Annotated in this window: 16 protein-coding genes; 7 read left to right on the top strand and 9 right to left on the bottom strand. The window is 73.5% G+C overall.

What is annotated here, in order from left to right; genetic code table 11:
- Positions 1-12 precede the first annotated feature (12 nt).
- Positions 13-585: a TetR/AcrR family transcriptional regulator gene (locus Cba03nite_RS14280; RefSeq protein ID WP_203745975.1), complete on the bottom strand. Its 573-nt coding sequence runs from the start codon at positions 583-585 to the stop codon at positions 13-15.
- A gap of 23 nt (positions 586-608) precedes the next feature.
- On the opposite strand from Cba03nite_RS14280, the gene Cba03nite_RS14275 reads away from it, so the two are divergent.
- Both Cba03nite_RS14275 and Cba03nite_RS14270 read left to right on the top strand, forming a co-directional pair.
- Positions 609-1,067: an SRPBCC family protein gene (locus Cba03nite_RS14275; protein WP_203745974.1), complete on the top strand. Its 459-nt coding sequence runs from the start codon at positions 609-611 to the stop codon at positions 1,065-1,067.
- A 119-nt stretch (positions 1,068-1,186) separates the two neighbouring features.
- The gene (locus tag Cba03nite_RS14270) at positions 1,187-1,993 is read left to right on the top strand and encodes an NADPH-dependent oxidoreductase (RefSeq protein WP_203745973.1); all 807 of its coding nucleotides are present in this window, start codon (positions 1,187-1,189) and stop codon (positions 1,991-1,993) included.
- A 16-nt stretch (positions 1,994-2,009) separates the two neighbouring features.
- Here Cba03nite_RS14270 and Cba03nite_RS14265 read toward each other — a convergent pair whose 3' ends face one another.
- The 3 genes from Cba03nite_RS14265 to Cba03nite_RS14255 all read right to left on the bottom strand — a co-directional run bounded on the left by Cba03nite_RS14265 (position 2,010) and on the right by Cba03nite_RS14255 (position 5,799).
- On the bottom strand, positions 2,010-4,373 hold the full coding sequence (locus tag Cba03nite_RS14265) for an FdhF/YdeP family oxidoreductase (protein WP_203745972.1): 2,364 nt from the start codon (positions 4,371-4,373) through the stop codon (positions 2,010-2,012).
- A 128-nt stretch (positions 4,374-4,501) separates the two neighbouring features.
- Positions 4,502-5,068 (bottom strand): class I SAM-dependent methyltransferase, encoded by a 567-nt coding sequence (locus Cba03nite_RS14260; RefSeq protein WP_239125729.1) that lies wholly within the window; start codon positions 5,066-5,068, stop codon positions 4,502-4,504.
- A 140-nt stretch (positions 5,069-5,208) separates the two neighbouring features.
- On the bottom strand, positions 5,209-5,799 hold the full coding sequence (locus Cba03nite_RS14255; RefSeq protein ID WP_203745969.1) for an NADPH-dependent FMN reductase: 591 nt from the start codon (positions 5,797-5,799) through the stop codon (positions 5,209-5,211).
- 148 nt (positions 5,800-5,947) lie between these two features.
- Here Cba03nite_RS14255 and Cba03nite_RS14250 point away from each other — a divergent pair, with 148 nt between their 5' ends.
- The 4 genes from Cba03nite_RS14250 to Cba03nite_RS14235 all read left to right on the top strand — a co-directional run bounded on the left by Cba03nite_RS14250 (position 5,948) and on the right by Cba03nite_RS14235 (position 9,849).
- Complete coding sequence (locus tag Cba03nite_RS14250) at positions 5,948-6,379, top strand: glutaredoxin family protein (RefSeq protein WP_203745967.1); 432 nt, start codon at positions 5,948-5,950, stop codon at positions 6,377-6,379.
- Positions 6,380-6,476: 97 nt separating this feature from the next.
- Entirely contained in the window at positions 6,477-7,001 is a 525-nt protein-coding gene (locus tag Cba03nite_RS14245; RefSeq protein ID WP_203745965.1) for a PadR family transcriptional regulator, read from the top strand.
- The gene (locus Cba03nite_RS14240; RefSeq protein WP_203745963.1) at positions 6,998-7,669 is read left to right on the top strand and encodes an ABC transporter ATP-binding protein; all 672 of its coding nucleotides are present in this window, start codon (positions 6,998-7,000) and stop codon (positions 7,667-7,669) included. Before Cba03nite_RS14245 ends, Cba03nite_RS14240 begins: the two co-directional genes overlap by 4 nt.
- Complete coding sequence (locus Cba03nite_RS14235) at positions 7,666-9,849, top strand: ABC transporter permease (RefSeq protein ID WP_203745961.1); 2,184 nt, start codon at positions 7,666-7,668, stop codon at positions 9,847-9,849. Before Cba03nite_RS14240 ends, Cba03nite_RS14235 begins: the two co-directional genes overlap by 4 nt.
- 58 nt (positions 9,850-9,907) lie before the next feature.
- Here the strand turns inward: Cba03nite_RS14235 and Cba03nite_RS14230 are convergent, their stop codons facing one another.
- From Cba03nite_RS14230 to Cba03nite_RS14215, 4 genes are read right to left on the bottom strand one after another with little or no spacing between them, the layout of a single operon-like run.
- Positions 9,908-10,846 (bottom strand): ABC transporter substrate-binding protein, encoded by a 939-nt coding sequence (locus tag Cba03nite_RS14230; protein ID WP_203745959.1) that lies wholly within the window; start codon positions 10,844-10,846, stop codon positions 9,908-9,910.
- A 26-nt stretch (positions 10,847-10,872) separates the two neighbouring features.
- Positions 10,873-11,643 (bottom strand): ABC transporter ATP-binding protein, encoded by a 771-nt coding sequence (locus Cba03nite_RS14225; RefSeq protein ID WP_203745957.1) that lies wholly within the window; start codon positions 11,641-11,643, stop codon positions 10,873-10,875.
- On the bottom strand, positions 11,640-12,644 hold the full coding sequence (locus Cba03nite_RS14220) for a FecCD family ABC transporter permease (protein WP_203745955.1): 1,005 nt from the start codon (positions 12,642-12,644) through the stop codon (positions 11,640-11,642). Before Cba03nite_RS14220 ends, Cba03nite_RS14225 begins: the two co-directional genes overlap by 4 nt.
- Complete coding sequence (locus Cba03nite_RS14215; protein ID WP_203745952.1) at positions 12,641-13,642, bottom strand: FecCD family ABC transporter permease; 1,002 nt, start codon at positions 13,640-13,642, stop codon at positions 12,641-12,643. Before Cba03nite_RS14215 ends, Cba03nite_RS14220 begins: the two co-directional genes overlap by 4 nt.
- 156 nt (positions 13,643-13,798) lie before the next feature.
- On the opposite strand from Cba03nite_RS14215, the gene Cba03nite_RS14210 reads away from it, so the two are divergent.
- Positions 13,799-15,142, top strand: coding sequence for a helix-turn-helix transcriptional regulator (locus tag Cba03nite_RS14210; RefSeq protein ID WP_203745950.1), 1,344 nt, complete (start codon positions 13,799-13,801; stop codon positions 15,140-15,142).
- A gap of 40 nt (positions 15,143-15,182) precedes the next feature.
- Here Cba03nite_RS14210 and Cba03nite_RS14205 read toward each other — a convergent pair whose 3' ends face one another.
- Positions 15,183-15,947 carry an alpha/beta fold hydrolase gene (locus Cba03nite_RS14205; protein ID WP_203745948.1) on the bottom strand — a complete coding sequence of 255 codons (765 nt, stop codon included), beginning with the start codon at positions 15,945-15,947 and terminating at the stop codon, positions 15,183-15,185.
- Between the last annotated feature and the right edge of the window lie 122 nt (positions 15,948-16,069).

The following is a 16,069-nucleotide window of genomic DNA, read 5'->3' as shown; positions in this document are numbered from 1 at the left end:
GCCGGCAGGGGGTCAGCCTTCGGCCTGCTGCTCCCAGAGTCGGACGAACAGGCGGTACGAGGCGTCGGCGGCGGCCGGGTCGGCGCCCGCGAGCAGGTCCAGGAGCAGGCCGCGGCTGGCGGCGACGCCAAGGCGGAGGGCGTCGCGGTCGACGGGCAGGCCGAGCTGCCCTGCCGCCGCCTCGCCCGCGTCGAGCCATGGCTCGGTCAGCTTGTCGAGGAACCCCTCGGTGCCGGGCGTGCCGTGCACGGCCACCCCGGCGACCTCGAAGAACAGCCGGACGTACGGCCGCAGCGCGGGATCGGAGACCTGCTGCCAGAGCAGCAGCATGAGCTGACCGGCCGAGCCGCCGGCCGCCGCGAGCCGGTCGGCCAGCGTGCCGAGCAGGTCGCGCTGCTGCTGCTCGATCAGGGCGACGATCGCCGCGAGCAGGCCCTCGCGGGAGCCGAAGTGGTAGATGAGCATCCGGTGGCTGGTGCCCACCCCGGCGGCGATCTCGCGCAGGCTCCTGCCGGTCAGGCCCTCGGCGGCCGCGTACGCGACCACACGTCCGAGCATCTCCTGGCGGCTGGCGGAAGCGTTCATGTACCAGATGGTACATTCGAGGTATGCGATGGGAAGACACACTCGTGATCGACGCGCCGGTGGACGTGCTCTGGAGTCTGACGGCCGACGTGCAGCGGTGGCCCGACCTCACGCCGACGATGACCCGGGTGACCCGCCTCGACGACGGGCCGCTGCGGGTCGGCAGCCGGGCGCGGATCAAGCAGCCCGGCCAGGCCGAGGCGGTGTGGACGGTCACCGAGCTGACCGAGGGCCGCGGCTTCAGCTGGCAGACCCGGTTGCTGGGCCTGACCATGATCGGCTCACACCGGCTGGCGCAGGTCGGTGACGGCTGCCGCAACACTTTGGGCATCGAGGTGCACGGCCGCGGCGCGGGGATGTTCTGGCTGGTGTTCGGCGCGCTGATGCGGCGAGCGGTCCGCACCGAGAACCGAGGGTTCCGCGACGCCGCGCTGCGGGTCTGCGGCAAGGCGCAGGAGGGCGCCGATCACCGGCACGCGTAGAGATCGACGCCGCCGCGGGCGGTGCGGTGTCGACGTCGATCGAATATTCTATCTAGCCTATGGGTTTTATATGATTTAGGCTTCGGCTGCTTCTCCGTTCCGAGTGCGAAGGAAGTCGAATGTCCCGTGCGCACACCGCCGCCGACCGCTACGGCGACCCGGCCGCCGTCCTCGGCGTGCACAGCGAGGTCCTGAGCCTGCAGCTCGCGCACCGGTCGGTGCGCCGGTTCGGCCCGCGCGAGGTCACCGACGACGAGCTGACCGCGCTGATCGCGGCCGCACAGTCCGCGCCGACGTCGTCCAACCTGCAGCCGTGGAGCGTGGTGGCCGTCCGCGACCCGGATCGCAAGGCACGCCTGGCCGCGCTCGCCGCCGGCCAGGCGTTCATCGCGCAGGCGCCGCTGTTCCTGGTCTGGGTCGCCGACCTGGGCCGCGCCAGCCGCCTGGCCGAACGCGCGAACACGCGGGCCGGGGCCGTGGACTACCTGGAGACCACCGTCATCGGCTTCGTCGACACCGCGCTGGCCGCGCAGAACGCGGTGCTCGCCGCGCAGTCGCTCGGGCTGGGCTCGGTGTTCGTCGGCGCGATCCGCAACCGCCCAGAGGAGGTCGCCGCCGAGCTGCGGCTGCCGCCGCACACGGTGGCGGCGTTCGGGCTGGCCGTCGGCACCCCGGACCCCGCCGAGCAGGCCGGGGTGAAGCCGCGGCTGCCGCAGGGCGCGGTCCTGCACCGGGAGCAGTACGACGTCGCCGCCGACGCGCACATCGCCGCGTACGACGAGCGGCTGTCGGCGTACAACGGCCGGTTCGGGCTCTCGGGCAACTGGAGCGACCGCGTGCTCGAACGGCTCCGGGGCCCGGAGTCGATGGCCGGGCGGCACCGGCTCCGGGAGGTCCTGGAGCGACTGGGCCTGCACTCGCGCTGAACGCCCGCCGGGCTGCTCAGCTTCGGCCGGACGGCTGCGGTGTCACCTCGACGACGAGGTGCTTGGTCACCGGCTGCTCGCTCTGGCTGCTCACGTCGGCCAGGCCGCACAGCACGTTCAGCTCCGGCATGTACCCCGCCGCGTTACCCCGCGGGATGTCGTACGCGACCGCGCGGTAGCCGTACACCGTGCGCCGGGTGCCGTCACGGGAGAAGCTGGTCACGTCGATCAGGTCGAACTCGGACAGACCCCGCTCGCGCATGTCGCCGGCGTTCATGAAGATCACCGTGCGCAGCCCGGTCAGACCCCGGTAGCGGTCGTCGTTGGAGTAGATCGTCGTGTTGAACTGGTCGTGCGAGCGGACCGTGGTCAGCATCAGGCGTCCCTGGCCGGGATCGACGTCGTCGGGCAGCGGCCCGGCCCAGAACTCCGCCCGCCCCGATGGCGTCAGCCACACCCGCTCGCGGGCCGGCTGCGGGAGGCGGAACCCGTGCGGGCGGCGGGCCTTGGCGTTGAAGTCGTCGAACCCGTCCAGGACCCGCGCCATGACGTCGCGGATGCGGTCGTAGTCGTCGACGTACGCCTGCCAGGGTGTGCCGCTGTCCGGCAGCGTGGCCCGCGCGAGCCCGCCTAAGATCGCGCACTCCGAGCGCAGCTGCGGCGACGCGGGATCCTTCATGCCGTACGAGATGTGCACCATCGCCATCGAGTCCTCGACGGTGACGCCCTGCTCGCCGCCGGCCTGCCGGTCGCGTTCCGAGCGGCCCAGGCACGGCAGGATCAGCGCACGCCTGCCGTGCACGACGTGGCTGCGGTTGAGCTTGGTGCTCACCTGCACGGTCAGGTCGCAGTTGCGCAGCGCCTCGAACGTGCGCGGCAGGTCCGGCGCGGCCAGCGCGAAGTTGCCGCCCAGCGCCACGAACACCTTCACGTCGCGGCGCTGCATCGCCTCGATCGCGGCGACCGTGCCCAGGCCGTGCTCGCGAGGCGGGTCGATGCCGCACACCTGCGCGAGCCGGTCCAGGAACGCGGGGGTGGGCCGGTGGTCGATGCCGCAGGTCCGGTTGCCCTGCACGTTGCTGTGCCCGCGCACCGGCGCCGGTCCCGCGCCCTCGCGGCCGATGCTGCCGCGCAGCAGCAGCACGTTCATGATCTCGCGGACCGTGTCCACGCCGTGCTCGTGCTGGGTCAGGCCCAGGCACCACGCGATGATCAGGCGCTGCGACCTCAGGTAGCTGCCCGCCAGGCGCCGGATGTCGGCCTCGGCGATGCCCGCGCCCCGCACGATGTCGTCCCAGGACGTCGCCGTGACCGCGGCCCGATACGCGTCGAAGCCGTTCGTGTGCTGCTCGATGAACTCGCGGTCGAGCGCGGCCGGGTCGGTCTCGGCCGCCTCCAGCAGGGCCTTGCCGACGCCGCGCATCAGCGCCAGGTCGCCGCCGATGCGGACCTGCACGTTCATGGTGCCGGTGCGGGTGGTGCGGAAGGTCGCCATGTCGGCGAACTCGTGCGGCACGATGGTGCGCCGCGACGCCGCCTCGATCAGCGGGTTGATGTGCACCAGCGCCGCCCCGCGCCGGTCGGCCTCGGCCAGCCAGGTCAGCATGCGCGGCGCGTTGGTGGCCGCGTTGTCGCCCATCAGCCAGATCGCGTCGGCCAGCTCCCAGTCCTCCAGGTCGGTGGTGCCCTTGCCGGAGCCGATCGCCGCCGTCAGCGCCCGGCCGCTGGCCTCGTGGCACATGTTGGAGCAGTCGGGCAGGTTGTTGGTGCCGAACTCGCGTACCCACAGCTGATAGAGGAACGTCGCCTCGTTGCTCAGCCGCCCGGAGGTGTAGAACGCCGCCTCGTCGGGGCTCGCCAGCCCGCGCAGCGCCTGGCCCACCATGGCGTACGCGTCGTCCCAGGAGATCGGCACATAGTGGTCGGTGTCCGGGTCGTAGCTCATCGGCTCGGCGAGCCGGCCCACCGCCTCCAGGTCGTGGTCGGTCCACCCGGCCAGCTCGGCGACCGGATGGGCCGCGAAGAACTCCCGGTCCGCGTGGGCGGGGGCCATCTCCCAGGTGACGTGTTTGACGCCGTTCTCGCAGATGTCCAGGCGCAGGCCGGTCGGGTCGTCCGGCCAGGCGCAGCCGGGGCAGTCGAAACCGCCGTCCTCCTGGTTCATGTTCAGGATCGCCCGGATGCCCTCGACCGGCTCCGGCGAGCGCAGCAGCACCTTGCCGACGCTGCGCGCCGCGCCCCAGCCCGCGGCGGGGTGGTGGTACTCGTGGCGGGAGTGGTCGCCGTCGGGGACCGGTCCGCGGCCGAGCGCGGCGACGCCGGGCACGGCGCCCATCATGAGCTGTTCGGCGTCGTCTGCCGGGTTCGGAGTCGGTGCCATCGGGTCCCGCCTTCCCCGGCCGGGCGCGGCGGCGCCGGCCGTGTCGGATGCCGGTGCGACCTGCTCACTTTATGCGGGTACGGCGGCCCGTTCCGGGGTTCCGGGCAACTCGCGCATGCCCGTGGCGGTCACGCACCGCCTGCTGCGGGTTTGCGGGCGCGGATGCGCTCGACCGTGCCGGCCTTGAGGCGCTCGGCCTCCTCGATCCGGAAGCCCGCGGCCTGGACCAGGGGCAGCTGGCGGCGGGTGAAGTGCTCCCCGGCGGTGCGTACGGTGATCTGCTCGAACAGCCGCTGGGCGGCCCGCAGCGGCAGCCACGTGCTGGCCACGTGGTCGACGAGCAGCACCTGGCCACCGGGCACCAGGACGCGGAACATCTCGGCGATGGCCGTGTCAGGGCGCGGAATGGAGCACAGCGAGAGCGCGCACACCACCGTGTCGAACGACGCGTCGGCGAAGGGCAGCCGCTCGGCGTCGGCTTCCCGCAGCTCAGCCGCCAGGCCGAGGTCCGCGGCCCGCTGCCGGGCGATGGCGAGCATCGCGGTGCTCAGGTCCACACCGGTGACGGTGACTCCGGGCCGGTAGTGGGGCAGGTTGCGGCCGGTGCCGACCGCGATCTCCAGCACCCGGCCGTGCGCGCGCCGCCCGAGCCACTCGCGGGCGCCCGGGAACCAGGCCTTCTCGAAGAAGGACATCTGCCTGTCGTACGCGGGCGCGGCCCTGTCCCACACCCGCCGTTGCCGTGAGGTCGCGTTCTCACCCGCCGGTGATGCTGCCGAGCCCGTCATGACGATCCACGATACGACGGCCGGGCGAACCGGCGGCGACCTGCGGCCTATCGCGACGCGGCGCCCGACCCCTCGCGGGGCAGGACCGTCAGCACCCGCACGATGTGGTCGCGGAACTCGGCCATGTAGCCGGCGAGGAACGCCCTCGTGGACTCGTCGGTGACCTGGCCGTCGCCGGGGAACAGCGTGTCGTTGAACTGGATGTACGCCTCGGGCGCGGTCATCTGCCGGGCGTTGCAGAAGCTGAGCACGCCGCGCAGCGCCTGCTGGGCGAGCGCCGTGCCGATCTGGCCGATGGAGGCGCCGATGACCGCCGCGGGGATGTGGTCGAACGCGTTCTGCCCCCACGGCCGCGACGCCCAGTCGATGGCGTTCTTCAGCGCGCCGGGGATCGACCGGTTGTACTCGGGCGTGACGAACAGGATCGCCTGGGACCGGTGGATGGCGTCCTTGAGCGCGACCGCCTCCGGCGGATAGCTCGCGTCGTGGTCCGGGCTGTACAGCGGCAGATTGCCGATCGGGATCTCGGTGAACTCCAGCTCCTCGGGCGCGAGCCGGATCAGCACCTTGGCTAGTTCCCGGTTGACGGACGTCGACGAAAGACTGCCGACGAAGTATCCGACCTTGTAGGTGGTCATGGCGCTGCCCTTCCTGGCGGCTTCTCCTTCGTCTGCATGCTTCTCCCTCCGGTGCCCGCTGTACGCCGGTTCGGGGGGTTCCGCGTAGGGCTTAGGACGGCGGCGACCGGGGCCGGTGTCCGGTGGCACGCTTGGTAGCGTCGCGGCCATGGCACGCCGATGGCTGTTTCCCGCACTGCTCGCGGCCGGTGGCGCCGCGATCGCCGTTCACCAGGCCAGGACCGGCTCTCCGGTCGCCGCGGTGGTGCTCGCGCTGGTCTTCGGCGTGCTGGCGGTGCTGCTGTCGCCGCTGGCCTTCCCTGCGTCCCTAGCCGCGGCCGAGGCGCAGCGCCGTAGCGCCGCAGACGGCGGCCCCGTCATCTACTGGCGGCCCGGCTGCCAGTACTGCATGCGCCTGCGGATCCGGCTCGGCGCCGTCGCGCGCCGGGCGCACTGGGTCGACATCTGGCGCGACCCGGAGGGCGCCGCGGCGGTGCGCGCGATCACCGGCGGCGACGAGACGGTACCGACCGTGGTGCTGGGCGGCGAGCCGCACGTCAACCCCGATCCCGGGTGGCTGCGCGGGCAGCTTGCCCGATAGTCCTCACTGGCTCAAGACCCGCCCCGGATCAGCCATGCCCGTCGATATACTCTGAGGGTATATACGCGGTGTATACTCTCGGGGTAGGGTACTCGGCATGAGTGTCCCCCTAACCCTCCTCGGGCTGCTGGAACGCAAACCCGGCCACGGCTACGACCTCAAACGCGACTACGACACGTTCTTCAGCCGCGGCAAGCCGCTGCCCTTCGGGCAGGTGTACGCCACGCTCGGCCGGCTGGCCCGCGACGGCAAGGTCGTGATCGGCGACGTCGAGCCCGGCGTCGGCCCGGACCGCAAGCGCTACGTCATCACCGATGCGGGCGCCACCGAGGTCGACACGTGGCTCACCGAGCCGGTCGAGGCCGAACCCCACCTGCAGGCGGTGCTGTTCACCAAGGTCGTCCTCGCCCTGATGCTGGACCGCCCCGCGGAGGACTACCTGGATACCCAGCGCGGCGTGCACCTGCGGCGGATGAAGGAACTCACCGAGCTCAAGCGGACCGGAACCCTGGTCGACGCGATGCTGGCCGACCACGGCCTGTTCCACCTCGAGGCCGATCTGCACTGGATCGACGTCACCGTGGCCCGCCTCGACGCGCTGCGCCAGGTGGTGCGCGCATGACGCTGCTCGAAGCACGAGACGTGGCCCTGTCCTTCGGCCAGACCCCGGCGCTGCGCGGCGCGACGCTGTCGGCGCAGCCCGGCGAGATCGTCGCCATCATGGGGCCCAGCGGCTCCGGCAAGTCGACCCTGCTGCACTGCCTGGCCGGGATCCTGGTGCCCGACCAGGGCGAGATCTGGTTCGACGGGCAGCGCATCGACACCATGAACGAGAGCCGGCGCAGCCTGCTGCGCCGCGACCGGTTCGGGTTCGTCTTCCAGTTCGGCCAGCTCGTGCCCGAGCTGACCGCGGAGGAGAACGTTGCGCTGCCGCTGCTGCTCGGCGGCGTACGCCGACCGGCCGCGCTGCGGCGGGCCCGGCCCTGGTTCGAGCGGCTCGGCCTGGCCGGGCTGGAGCGGCGGCGCTCCGGCGAGCTGTCCGGCGGGCAGGCGCAGCGCGTGGCACTGGCCCGAGGGCTGGTCGCCGAGCCGGGCGTGCTGTTCGCCGACGAGCCGACCGGCGCCCTCGACACGCTGACCGGCGAGCAGGTGATGGACCTGCTGGTGTCCTCCGCCCGGGAGCAGGGCACGACCGTCGTCGTGGTGACGCACGAGGCGCGGGTCGCGGCGTACGCGGACCGGCAGGTCGTCGTCCGCGACGGCAAGGTGAACGCGCTGGTGACGGCATGATCCGGTTCGGGATCCGGATGTCGCTGGCGGGCGGCCGGGAAGCCGCGACGCGGCTCGCCGTCATCGCGGCGGCCGTGGCGCTCGGCGTCGGCATGCTGCTCGCGTCCGTGGCCGGCATGAACGCCGTCGGCGCGCAGAACCAGCGCTACGCCTGGCTCAACAGCGCCATCGCGCCGCAGTCGGCCGAGCACGACCCGATGTGGTGGACGGTCCGGGAGGACTACTTCCACGCCCGGTCCATCGGCCGCGTCGAGGTCGCCGCGCTGGGACCGGACGCCCCCGTCCCGCCGGGCCTGCCGCGGGTGCCCGCGGCAGGGGAGTACTACGCCTCCCCGGCCCTGGTGGACCTGCTGGGCAGCACGCCCCCCGCGGAGCTGGGCGACCGTTTCCCGGGCCGGCAGGTTGGCGTCATCGCCGACGAGGGACTGCCGTCGCCGGACTCGCTGCTCATCGTCATCGGACGGACCCCGGCCGAGGTCGAGCAGCTCGGCGGCAGGCAGATCACGCAGATGATGGCCGCCGAGTCGGCCGGCTGCGACGGGTGCTTCATCGGGCTCAACGGCGACGCGATGACGCTGGTGCTGTCCGTCGTGGCGGCGGCGCTGCTGTTCCCGGTGCTCATCTTCATCGGCACCGCGACCCGGCTCGCCACGACCCGCCGCGAGCAGCGCTTCGCCGCGATGCGGCTGATCGGGGCCACCCCGCGGCAGATCTCGGTCATCGCGGCGGTGGAGTCCACGCTGGCGGCGGCCGTCGGCACCCTCGCCGGGTTCGGGGTGTTCCTCGGCATGCGGCCGGTGCTCGCCGCGATCCCGTTCACCGGTGAGCCGTTCTTCGCCGCCGACCTGTCCCTCGACCCGGTCGACGTGCTGGTGGTGGCGTTCGGGATCCCGCTCGGCGCGGTGGTGGCGGCGCTGCTGGCGCTGCGGCGGGTGCGGATCTCGCCGCTGGGGGTCAGTCGCCGGGTCACGCCCCGGCCGCCCGGGGCCTGGCGGCTCATCCCGCTGGTCGGCGGACTGGTGGAGCTGGCGTGGTTCATCGGCCGCCGGCCGGACGGCACCAACGCGCAGCTGACCGCGTACCTGTCCGGGTTCGTGCTGATCCTCATCGGGCTGGTGCTGGCCGGGCCGTGGCTGACGATGGCGGGCGCCCGGGTGCTGGCCGGGCGGGCGAGCCGCCCCGCCGCGCTCATCGCCGGGCGGCGGTTGTCCGACGATCCGCGAGCCGGGTTCCGGGCGGTCAGCGGGCTGATCGTCGCGCTGTTCGTGACCAGCGTCGCGACCGGCACGATCACCACGTTCGTGGCCAACCGGGGCGCGCCCCGCACCGACTCGGTCGCCGCGACGAGTCTGTCCAAGACGTTCTGGCAGGAGGACGGCGCGGGACCGGCGCTCAGCCAGATCCCGGCCGGGCTCGCGGCGATCCCCGGCGTGCGGAGCGTGACCCTGGTGCACGTCAACCCCGACCCGGAGGGGTGGCAGGGCGTCGTCACCTGCGCGGAGCTCGCCCGCCTGGCCCGGTTCGGGACCTGCCCGCCCGGGGCGCAGACCGCGGCCGTGTCGAGTGACCTGCTCGGCCGGCGCGACCTGACCAAGGACGAGCACGTGTGGGCGGCCTCGACCGCGACCCCGGCCGTGGCCGAGGCCCAGCCGATCCTGTCCGTGGTCGTCGACACCACCAGCCGGTCCGCGTTCGAGCAGGCCCGCACGATGCTGGAGCTGGCGTTCCCGGCCGGGCGATTCCCGGCCAGCGTGGCGGAGTGGGAGGCGAACAACGCCCGGCAGCTGGTCCAGTTCCAGCAGCTGGCCAACGTGATCATGCTGGCCAGCCTGCCGGTAGCCGGGTGCAGCCTCGCGGTCAGCATCGCGGGCGGGCTGAGCGACCGCAGGCGGCCGTTCAGCATGCTGCGCCTGACCGGGGTGCAGCTGAACACGCTGCGCGGGGTCGTCGCACTGGAGAGCGTGGTGCCGCTGGCGGCCGCGTCGGTCGTCGCGATCGGCATGGGCCTGCTCGCCTCGCACCTGTTCCTGCGGGCGCAGCTCGGATACGAGCTGCTGGCGCCGGGACCGTCCTTCTATTTCATGGTCGGCGCGGGTCTGGCCGTGTCGCTCGGCATCATCGCCTCGACGCTGCCGCTGCTGCGTCGCATCACCGGCCCGGAGGTGGCCCGCAACGAGTGAGCCGGGTACAGCGAAGGGGCCGGATCCGCTCACGCGGGTCCGGCCCCTTCGTCGGCGATCAGCCCAGGTACTTGGCCAGGTCGTCGAGGATCTTGTTGGCGGCGGTGACGCCGATGCCGGTCATCCAGGTCTCGTCCGCGACGACCTGCGTCTTGCCGGCCTTCACCGCGCCCAGCCCCGCCCACAGCGGACCGGCGGTGATCTTCTGCTGCTCGGCGGCGGCCTTCTCGCCGTACGCGGCGACGAACACGAAGTCGCCGTCCACCTCGGTGACGCGCTCGGCGCTGACCTTGTCGAAGCGCTTGTCGTCCTTGCCGGCCAGCAGCTGCCGCTCGGGCCGGCCGAGCCCCGCGTCGCCGAGCACGATGCCCGAGAACGACTCCGGACCGTACACGCGGATATGGTCGGGCATGAACCGCACGATCGAGATCTTCAGCGCGGCGGCGTTCGGGATGGCCGCGCCGACCTCGTCCGCCCGCTTCTCGTAGGCGGCGAGCAGGTCCTTGGCCTGCTGCTCCTTGCCCAGCGCCCTGCCGTCGAGGAGGAAGTTCTCCTTCCAGGTCTTGCCGACGTTCTCGGTGAACACGGTCGGCGCGATCTTCGACAGCTCGGCGTAGAACTTCTCCTGGCGGAACTTGCTGCCCAGGATCAGGTCGGGCTTGAGCCCCGCGATGGCCTCCAGGTCGGGCTCGGTGAGCACGCCGACCTCGGTGATGCCGTCGGTCGCACCGGCGCCGAAGTAGGTCGGCCAGCCGGTCAGCTCACCGGCGCGGGCCGCGCCCACCGGCTTGACGCCCAGCGTGAGCGCGGTGTCGACCTTGTCGGTGTCCAGCACGACCACGCGCTGCGGGGCGGCCGGGACCTTGCTGGTGCCCATCGCGTGGACGATCTCGACGGTGGCCGCGGTGTCCTTGTCGCCGCCGTCGGCGGTGTTGCCGCAGCCGGTCAGGGCCAGCCCGGCCGCGATCGCGGCCGTGAGCAGAAGACGCCTGTGCACAGCGTCACTTCCTTTCGGGTCGTTACTCAGGGTCGGGGGATGACCAGCGGCGCGCCGGTCAGCGGGCACGTCACGACGGCGCAGGCCAGGCCGAACACGTCGGTCATCAGCTGCTCGGTGACGACCTCGTGCGGCGCGCCGGTCGCGACGACGCGGCCGTCCTTCATCGCGATCACGTGGTCGGCGTGCCGGGCCGCCTGGTTCAGCTCGTGCAGCACCGCGACGACGGTGCGCCCGCCGTCGCGCAGCCGCTCCAGCAGCCGCAGCACCTCGACCTGGTGGGCCAGGTCCAGGTAGGTGGTGGGCTCGTCGAGCAGCAGCGCCTCCGTCTGCTGCGCCAGCGCCATCGCGATCCACACCCGCTGGCGCTGCCCGCCGGACAGCTCTTCCACGGGCCGGGCGGCCAGCTCGGCGATGTCGGCGTCGGCGAGCGCCGCCGCGACCGCCGCCTGGTCGCCGGGGCTCCACTGCTGCCACCAGCGCTGGTGCGGCTGGCGGCCCCGGGCGACCAGGTCGGCGACGGTGACGCCCTCGGGGACCAGCGGCGCCTGCGGCAGCACGCCGAGCCGCTGGGCGACCTCGCGCGGGGGCAGGTCGTGCAGCACCGCGCCGTCGAGCAGCACGCTGCCGCCGCGCGGTTTCAAGAGCCGGCCGAGGGTACGCAGCAGCGTCGACTTGCCGCAGGCGTTGGGCCCGATGATGACGGTGAACCGGCCGGGTGGGACGGCGACCGACAGCCCGTCGAGGACGGTCCGCTCCTCGTAGCCCGCGACCAGGTCGCGCCCTTCGAGTCTCATCGACGCCTCCGGATGAGCAGGTAGACCAGGTAGGGGCCGCCGATGCCGGCGGTGAGCACGCCCACGGGCAGCTGGGTCGGGGCCAGCAGCATCCGCGCGGCCAGGTCGGCCAGCACCACCAGCACCGCCCCGGCCAGCGCGGAGGCGACCAGGGGCGGCCGCTCCGCGCCCGTGAGCCGCCGCGCGACCTGCGGGGCGACCAGCGCCACGAAGTCGACCGCGCCCACCTGGGCGGTGGCCGCCGCGGCGAGCACCACGCCCAGCGCACCGGCGCCGAGCCGCCGGGCGGCGGGCCGTACGCCGAGGGCGCGCGCGGTGTCGTCGTCCAGGGCGCTGGTCCGCAGCGCGCGCGCCGCCCACAGCAGCGCGGGCAGGGCGAGCAGCAGCACCAGGCCGATCGCCCCGGCCTCCTCGTAACCGCGGCCGTTGAGGGAGCCGATGAGCCAGATCTGCGCGCGCAGCGCGTCGATGCTCTCCGCCGAGCTCATCACGACCTCGATGCCGGCCCGCAACGCGAACGCCACGGCGACCCCGGCCAGCACGAACCGGTGCGCGGCGAAGCCGCTGCGCGCCCCGAACGCGAACACCGCCACCGCCGCGAGCAGGCCGCCGGCCAGCGCGCTCGGCGCGACCAGCTCGTAGGCCAGGCCGGAGGTCAGCGCGATCGTCGCCGCCAGCCCGGCGCCCTGGGTGACGCCGATGACGTCGGGGCTGGACAGCGGGTTGCGGGCCACCGACTGGATCAGCGCGCCGCCGAGGCCGAACGCGACCCCGCAGACCACGCCGAGCACCACCCGGGGGAAGCGCAGCTCCCGCACGATCACGTCGTGTTCGGTGCCGCCGGTCAGCAGGGCGCGGACGACCTCCAGCGGAGGGACGGTGCGGGTGCCGATGCCCGCCGCCACCACCACCGCCGCGACCAGGAGGGCGGCCAGGCCGATGGTGACCAGCAGGGTACGCCGGTGCAGCACGAAGCTCGCCGGGCCGACTCTGATGATCATGCGGTGACCGTCCGGGCCCGGCGGACCAGCCACAGCAGCACCGGCGCGCCGACCAGCGCGGTGACCACGCCCGCGGCGACCTCGCCGGGCGGGCTGATCACCCGGCCGAGCACGTCGGCCAGCAGCAGCAGCGCCGCGCCCAGCAGCGCGGACAGCGGCAGCACCCAGCGGTGCGCGGCGCCGACCAGCGCCCGCGCGGCGTGCGGCACGGCGAGGCCGACGAACGCGATCGGCCCGGCCAGCGCGACCGCGGCTCCGGTGAGCACGATCGCGGCGACCGCGGCGAGCAGGCGTACCCGCTGGATGCGGTGGCCGAGGCCGCGCGCGGCGTCGTCGCCGAGGGCCAGCGCGTCCAGGCCGCGCGCCGTCACCACGGCCAGCACCAGCCCGATCGCCAGGAACGGGGCCATCTGCCCGGCCATGGCCGGGGTGCGCCCGGCGATCGAGCCGACGACCCAGAAGCGGTACTGCTCGAAGGTGGCCGCGTCGATGCTGAGGATGCCGTAGATGACGGCGCCGAGCCCGGCGTCGATCGCGGCCCCGGACAGCGCCAGGCTGACCGGGCCGGACCCGTCGCGGGTGCGCGCGGCGACCAGGAACACCAGGGCCCCGGCGAGCGCGGCCCCGGCCAGGCCGAACCAGATCCAGCCGGCCAGGCTCGCCACGCCGAAGAACGCGATGGCCGCCACCACGCCGGTCGCGGCGCCCGCCGAGATGCCCAGCACCCGGGCCTCGGCCAGCGGATTGCGGGTCAGCGCCTGCATGAGCACGCCCGCGACCGCGAGCGCGGCCCCGACTTCGAGCCCGACGAGGGTACGCGGCACCCGCAGCTCGCGGACGATCAGCGCCGCCTCGCCGGCCGACGGGTGGAGCAAGGCGTCGAGCGCCTCGCCGAGCGGGATCGGGCGGCTGCCGATGGTGAGGCTGGCGGCGACGGCGGCCAGCAGCACGAGCACGCCGAGCAGGAGGTATCCGCCCCGCTTCGCCGCACCGCGCATGACCGCTCCCTAGATCACTGACGATCCGCGAGCTTAGGTAAGGCAGCCCTTAGATGTCGACCCGGGGTGATGCACGCCTCAGCCGTGATCGGGCAGGTCCGAGCGGCTGCACCGGGCTGCCGGAGCCGTGGCGGCCAGCCCATAGAATCGGCGATCGTGCCGACGGATTCCACGATGGGCGAACGGGTGACGGCGGCACGATCCCTCGCCGAGTCGTTTCTGGACGACGCCCGCACCGCAGATCCGGTCACGCTGCGAGCGGTGGTGCGGCGCCTGGAGGAGCTGCGCGGGCGGTCGCCGGACGACGAGGTCGAGCTGCTGTTCCACACCGCGGCCGGGGTGGTCGGGGTCCGCACCCGCCAGCCGTACGCGAGCAGGCACCTCGACACCGCGCTGCGGCTGTTCGACCCGGACCGGTTCGGCCAGGACGAGCTGTACCTGGAGTGCGCGCTGCTGTGCGCGCTCAGCGCGATCCGGCCGCACGAGGCCCGCGCCCGGTTCGCGCACCTGGTGGACCGGCTCGATGCGCCGCCCGCCCGGCTGGCCCGGCTGCTCACGATGATCGGGCTGGGCGACGCGTGGTCCGGCGACGTGGCCCGGGGCCAGGCCGCACTGTCGCGGGCGCGAGCGCTGGCGATCGAGGCGGGCCGGGTGGACATCCAGGCCGAGGCGACCTCGTTCCTGGCCAAGGTCGAGGCGCTGCGCGGCGACACGGCCGCCGCGAGCGAGCACCTGAGCGAGGCCCGCGGCCTGGCCGCGCGGGCGGCGTCGAGCTGGGTCGCGGCCCACCTCGCCGAGTGCGCCGCACCACTGCACCTGGTCAACGGTGACGTGCAGGCCTGGGTGGGGGTGCTGGAGTTCCTGGTCGGCACCGCAGTCGGGGCGAACTCGGGGCTGTTCTACGAGCATCGCTGGGAGCTGGCCACCCACCACGCGCTGCACGGCGACCGGGCGCAGGCGCTGCGGCTGCTCGCGGCCATCCCGGACCCGCCGCTGGAGTGGCCGGGGGCGCCCGCGCTGCCCGCCTGGCGCGCGTGGATCACCGACCCGGACGACCCGGAGACGATGGCCCGGTTCGAGCGCTCCCTCACCGGGCTGAACCGCCCGGCCGAGCGCCTGTCCCGAGCCCGGATGGCCTGGCTGCTCGGCGAGCGCCACGCCTGGCTGGGCCGCCGCGCCGACGCCATCCGCCTGCTGGAGACGGCCGCCAGCGGGTACGCCGCGATGGGCGCGGGCGGCCCGCTGACCCGGGTCAGCGTGGCGCTGGACCGGGTGGCGGCCCCCGTGCCGGTGTCGCCGCGCCAGGATCTGCCGCTCACTCCCACCGAGCTGCGGGTGGCGCAGTCGGTGGCGGTGGGGATGAGCAACCGGGAGACCGCCGACCAGCTCGGCGTGTCCGCCAAGACGGTCGAGTTCCACCTTGCCAACATCTTCCGCAAGCTGGCCGTGCGCAACCGGACCGAGCTGGCGGCGAGCCTGACCCGCCCGGCCGGGGCATGACCGTGGCGCGGTCCCGCCGGACCGCGCCACGGCAGGCGGCTCAGGCCTTGAGGAACTTCTCGATCGCCGCGACCAGGGCCAGGGGAGTCTCCTCCATCGGGTAGTGGCCCGCGTCGGCGAGCACGCACAGCTCCGCGTTCGGGTACCACCGCAGCCAGGTGGCGCGCATGACGTCGGCCGACAGCGCCGGATCCTGCCCGCCCGCGATCACCAGGGCCGGGGTGGTGTTGCCGGCGACCTCGGCGTGGAAGTCGGTGCGGGCCCAGGCGGTCAGGTAGGCCCGGAACGCCTCGACGTTGGAGTTGCCGAGCGACGCGGCGACCATCTCGTCCAGCCAGGCGGCGGGGAGCCGGCCGCCGGTGGTGAAGTCGATGATCGCGCGCCGGTTGCCCGGCTCGTCGGCGGCGCCGGAGAACAGCGCCCAGCCCTGCTCGTCGAACGGCACGCCCGAGGCGGGCACCGGGTTGACGCCGACCAGCTTGCGGACCCGGCCGGGCGCGTCCAGCATGACGCGCTGGATCACGCTGCCGCCCATCGAGTGGCCGATCAGCGAGAAGTCGTCCCAGCCGAGCTTGTCGGCCACGGCGGTCACGTCGCCCGCGATCTCGGCGATGGCGTACTCGCCGGTCAGGTCGCGGGCCTGGCCGTAGCCGCGGTAGTCGGGGAACACGTAGGTGAAGGCGTCGCCGTCGAGATAGGGCACGACCTTCGCGAAGGCGCGGCGGTCACCGAACCAGCCGTGCAGCGCGATGACGCGGTGCGGCCCGGAGCCGTGGACGTCGTAGGGAAGGGCAACGGCTGACATGGTGGCTCCCTCGCCGATCGATGGTGATGCCCGGATGCCGGGTGGGTCAGTTTAGAAGCGGGAGCGCGGCCGACGGAAACACTCACGCGACGTGTCGCCGTATTCTAGTACTAGAATGAAGT

The sequence above is a fragment of the Catellatospora bangladeshensis genome (assembly GCF_016862575.1).
GTDB classification, from domain to species: domain Bacteria; phylum Actinomycetota; class Actinomycetes; order Mycobacteriales; family Micromonosporaceae; genus Catellatospora; species Catellatospora bangladeshensis.
The sequence above is the reverse complement of the archived record's forward strand: the minus strand, read 5'-3'. Positions and strand labels throughout refer to the sequence as shown.

What these genes read in the sequence shown, in the direction of transcription:
- Cba03nite_RS14265 (WP_203745972.1), bottom strand. Translation starts at nt 4,373, where the DNA reads ATGGCACCGACTCCGAACCCGGCAGACGACGCCGAACAGCTCATGATG.
- Cba03nite_RS14250 (WP_203745967.1), top strand. Translation starts at nt 5,948, where the DNA reads ATGGCACGCCGATGGCTGTTTCCCGCACTGCTCGCGGCCGGTGGCGCC.
- Cba03nite_RS14245 (WP_203745965.1), top strand. Translation starts at nt 6,477, where the DNA reads ATGAGTGTCCCCCTAACCCTCCTCGGGCTGCTGGAACGCAAACCCGGC.
- Cba03nite_RS14225 (WP_203745957.1), bottom strand. Translation starts at nt 11,643, where the DNA reads ATGAGACTCGAAGGGCGCGACCTGGTCGCGGGCTACGAGGAGCGGACC.
- Cba03nite_RS14260 (WP_239125729.1), bottom strand. Translation starts at nt 5,068, where the DNA reads ATGTCCTTCTTCGAGAAGGCCTGGTTCCCGGGCGCCCGCGAGTGGCTC.
- Cba03nite_RS14235 (WP_203745961.1), top strand. Translation starts at nt 7,666, where the DNA reads ATGATCCGGTTCGGGATCCGGATGTCGCTGGCGGGCGGCCGGGAAGCC.
- Cba03nite_RS14240 (WP_203745963.1), top strand. Translation starts at nt 6,998, where the DNA reads ATGACGCTGCTCGAAGCACGAGACGTGGCCCTGTCCTTCGGCCAGACC.
- Cba03nite_RS14220 (WP_203745955.1), bottom strand. Translation starts at nt 12,644, where the DNA reads ATGATCATCAGAGTCGGCCCGGCGAGCTTCGTGCTGCACCGGCGTACC.
- Cba03nite_RS14280 (WP_203745975.1), bottom strand. Translation starts at nt 585, where the DNA reads ATGAACGCTTCCGCCAGCCGCCAGGAGATGCTCGGACGTGTGGTCGCG.
- Cba03nite_RS14275 (WP_203745974.1), top strand. Translation starts at nt 609, where the DNA reads ATGCGATGGGAAGACACACTCGTGATCGACGCGCCGGTGGACGTGCTC.
- Cba03nite_RS14270 (WP_203745973.1), top strand. Translation starts at nt 1,187, where the DNA reads ATGTCCCGTGCGCACACCGCCGCCGACCGCTACGGCGACCCGGCCGCC.
- Cba03nite_RS14255 (WP_203745969.1), bottom strand. Translation starts at nt 5,799, where the DNA reads ATGACCACCTACAAGGTCGGATACTTCGTCGGCAGTCTTTCGTCGACG.
- Cba03nite_RS14205 (WP_203745948.1), bottom strand. Translation starts at nt 15,947, where the DNA reads ATGTCAGCCGTTGCCCTTCCCTACGACGTCCACGGCTCCGGGCCGCAC.
- Cba03nite_RS14215 (WP_203745952.1), bottom strand. Translation starts at nt 13,642, where the DNA reads ATGCGCGGTGCGGCGAAGCGGGGCGGATACCTCCTGCTCGGCGTGCTC.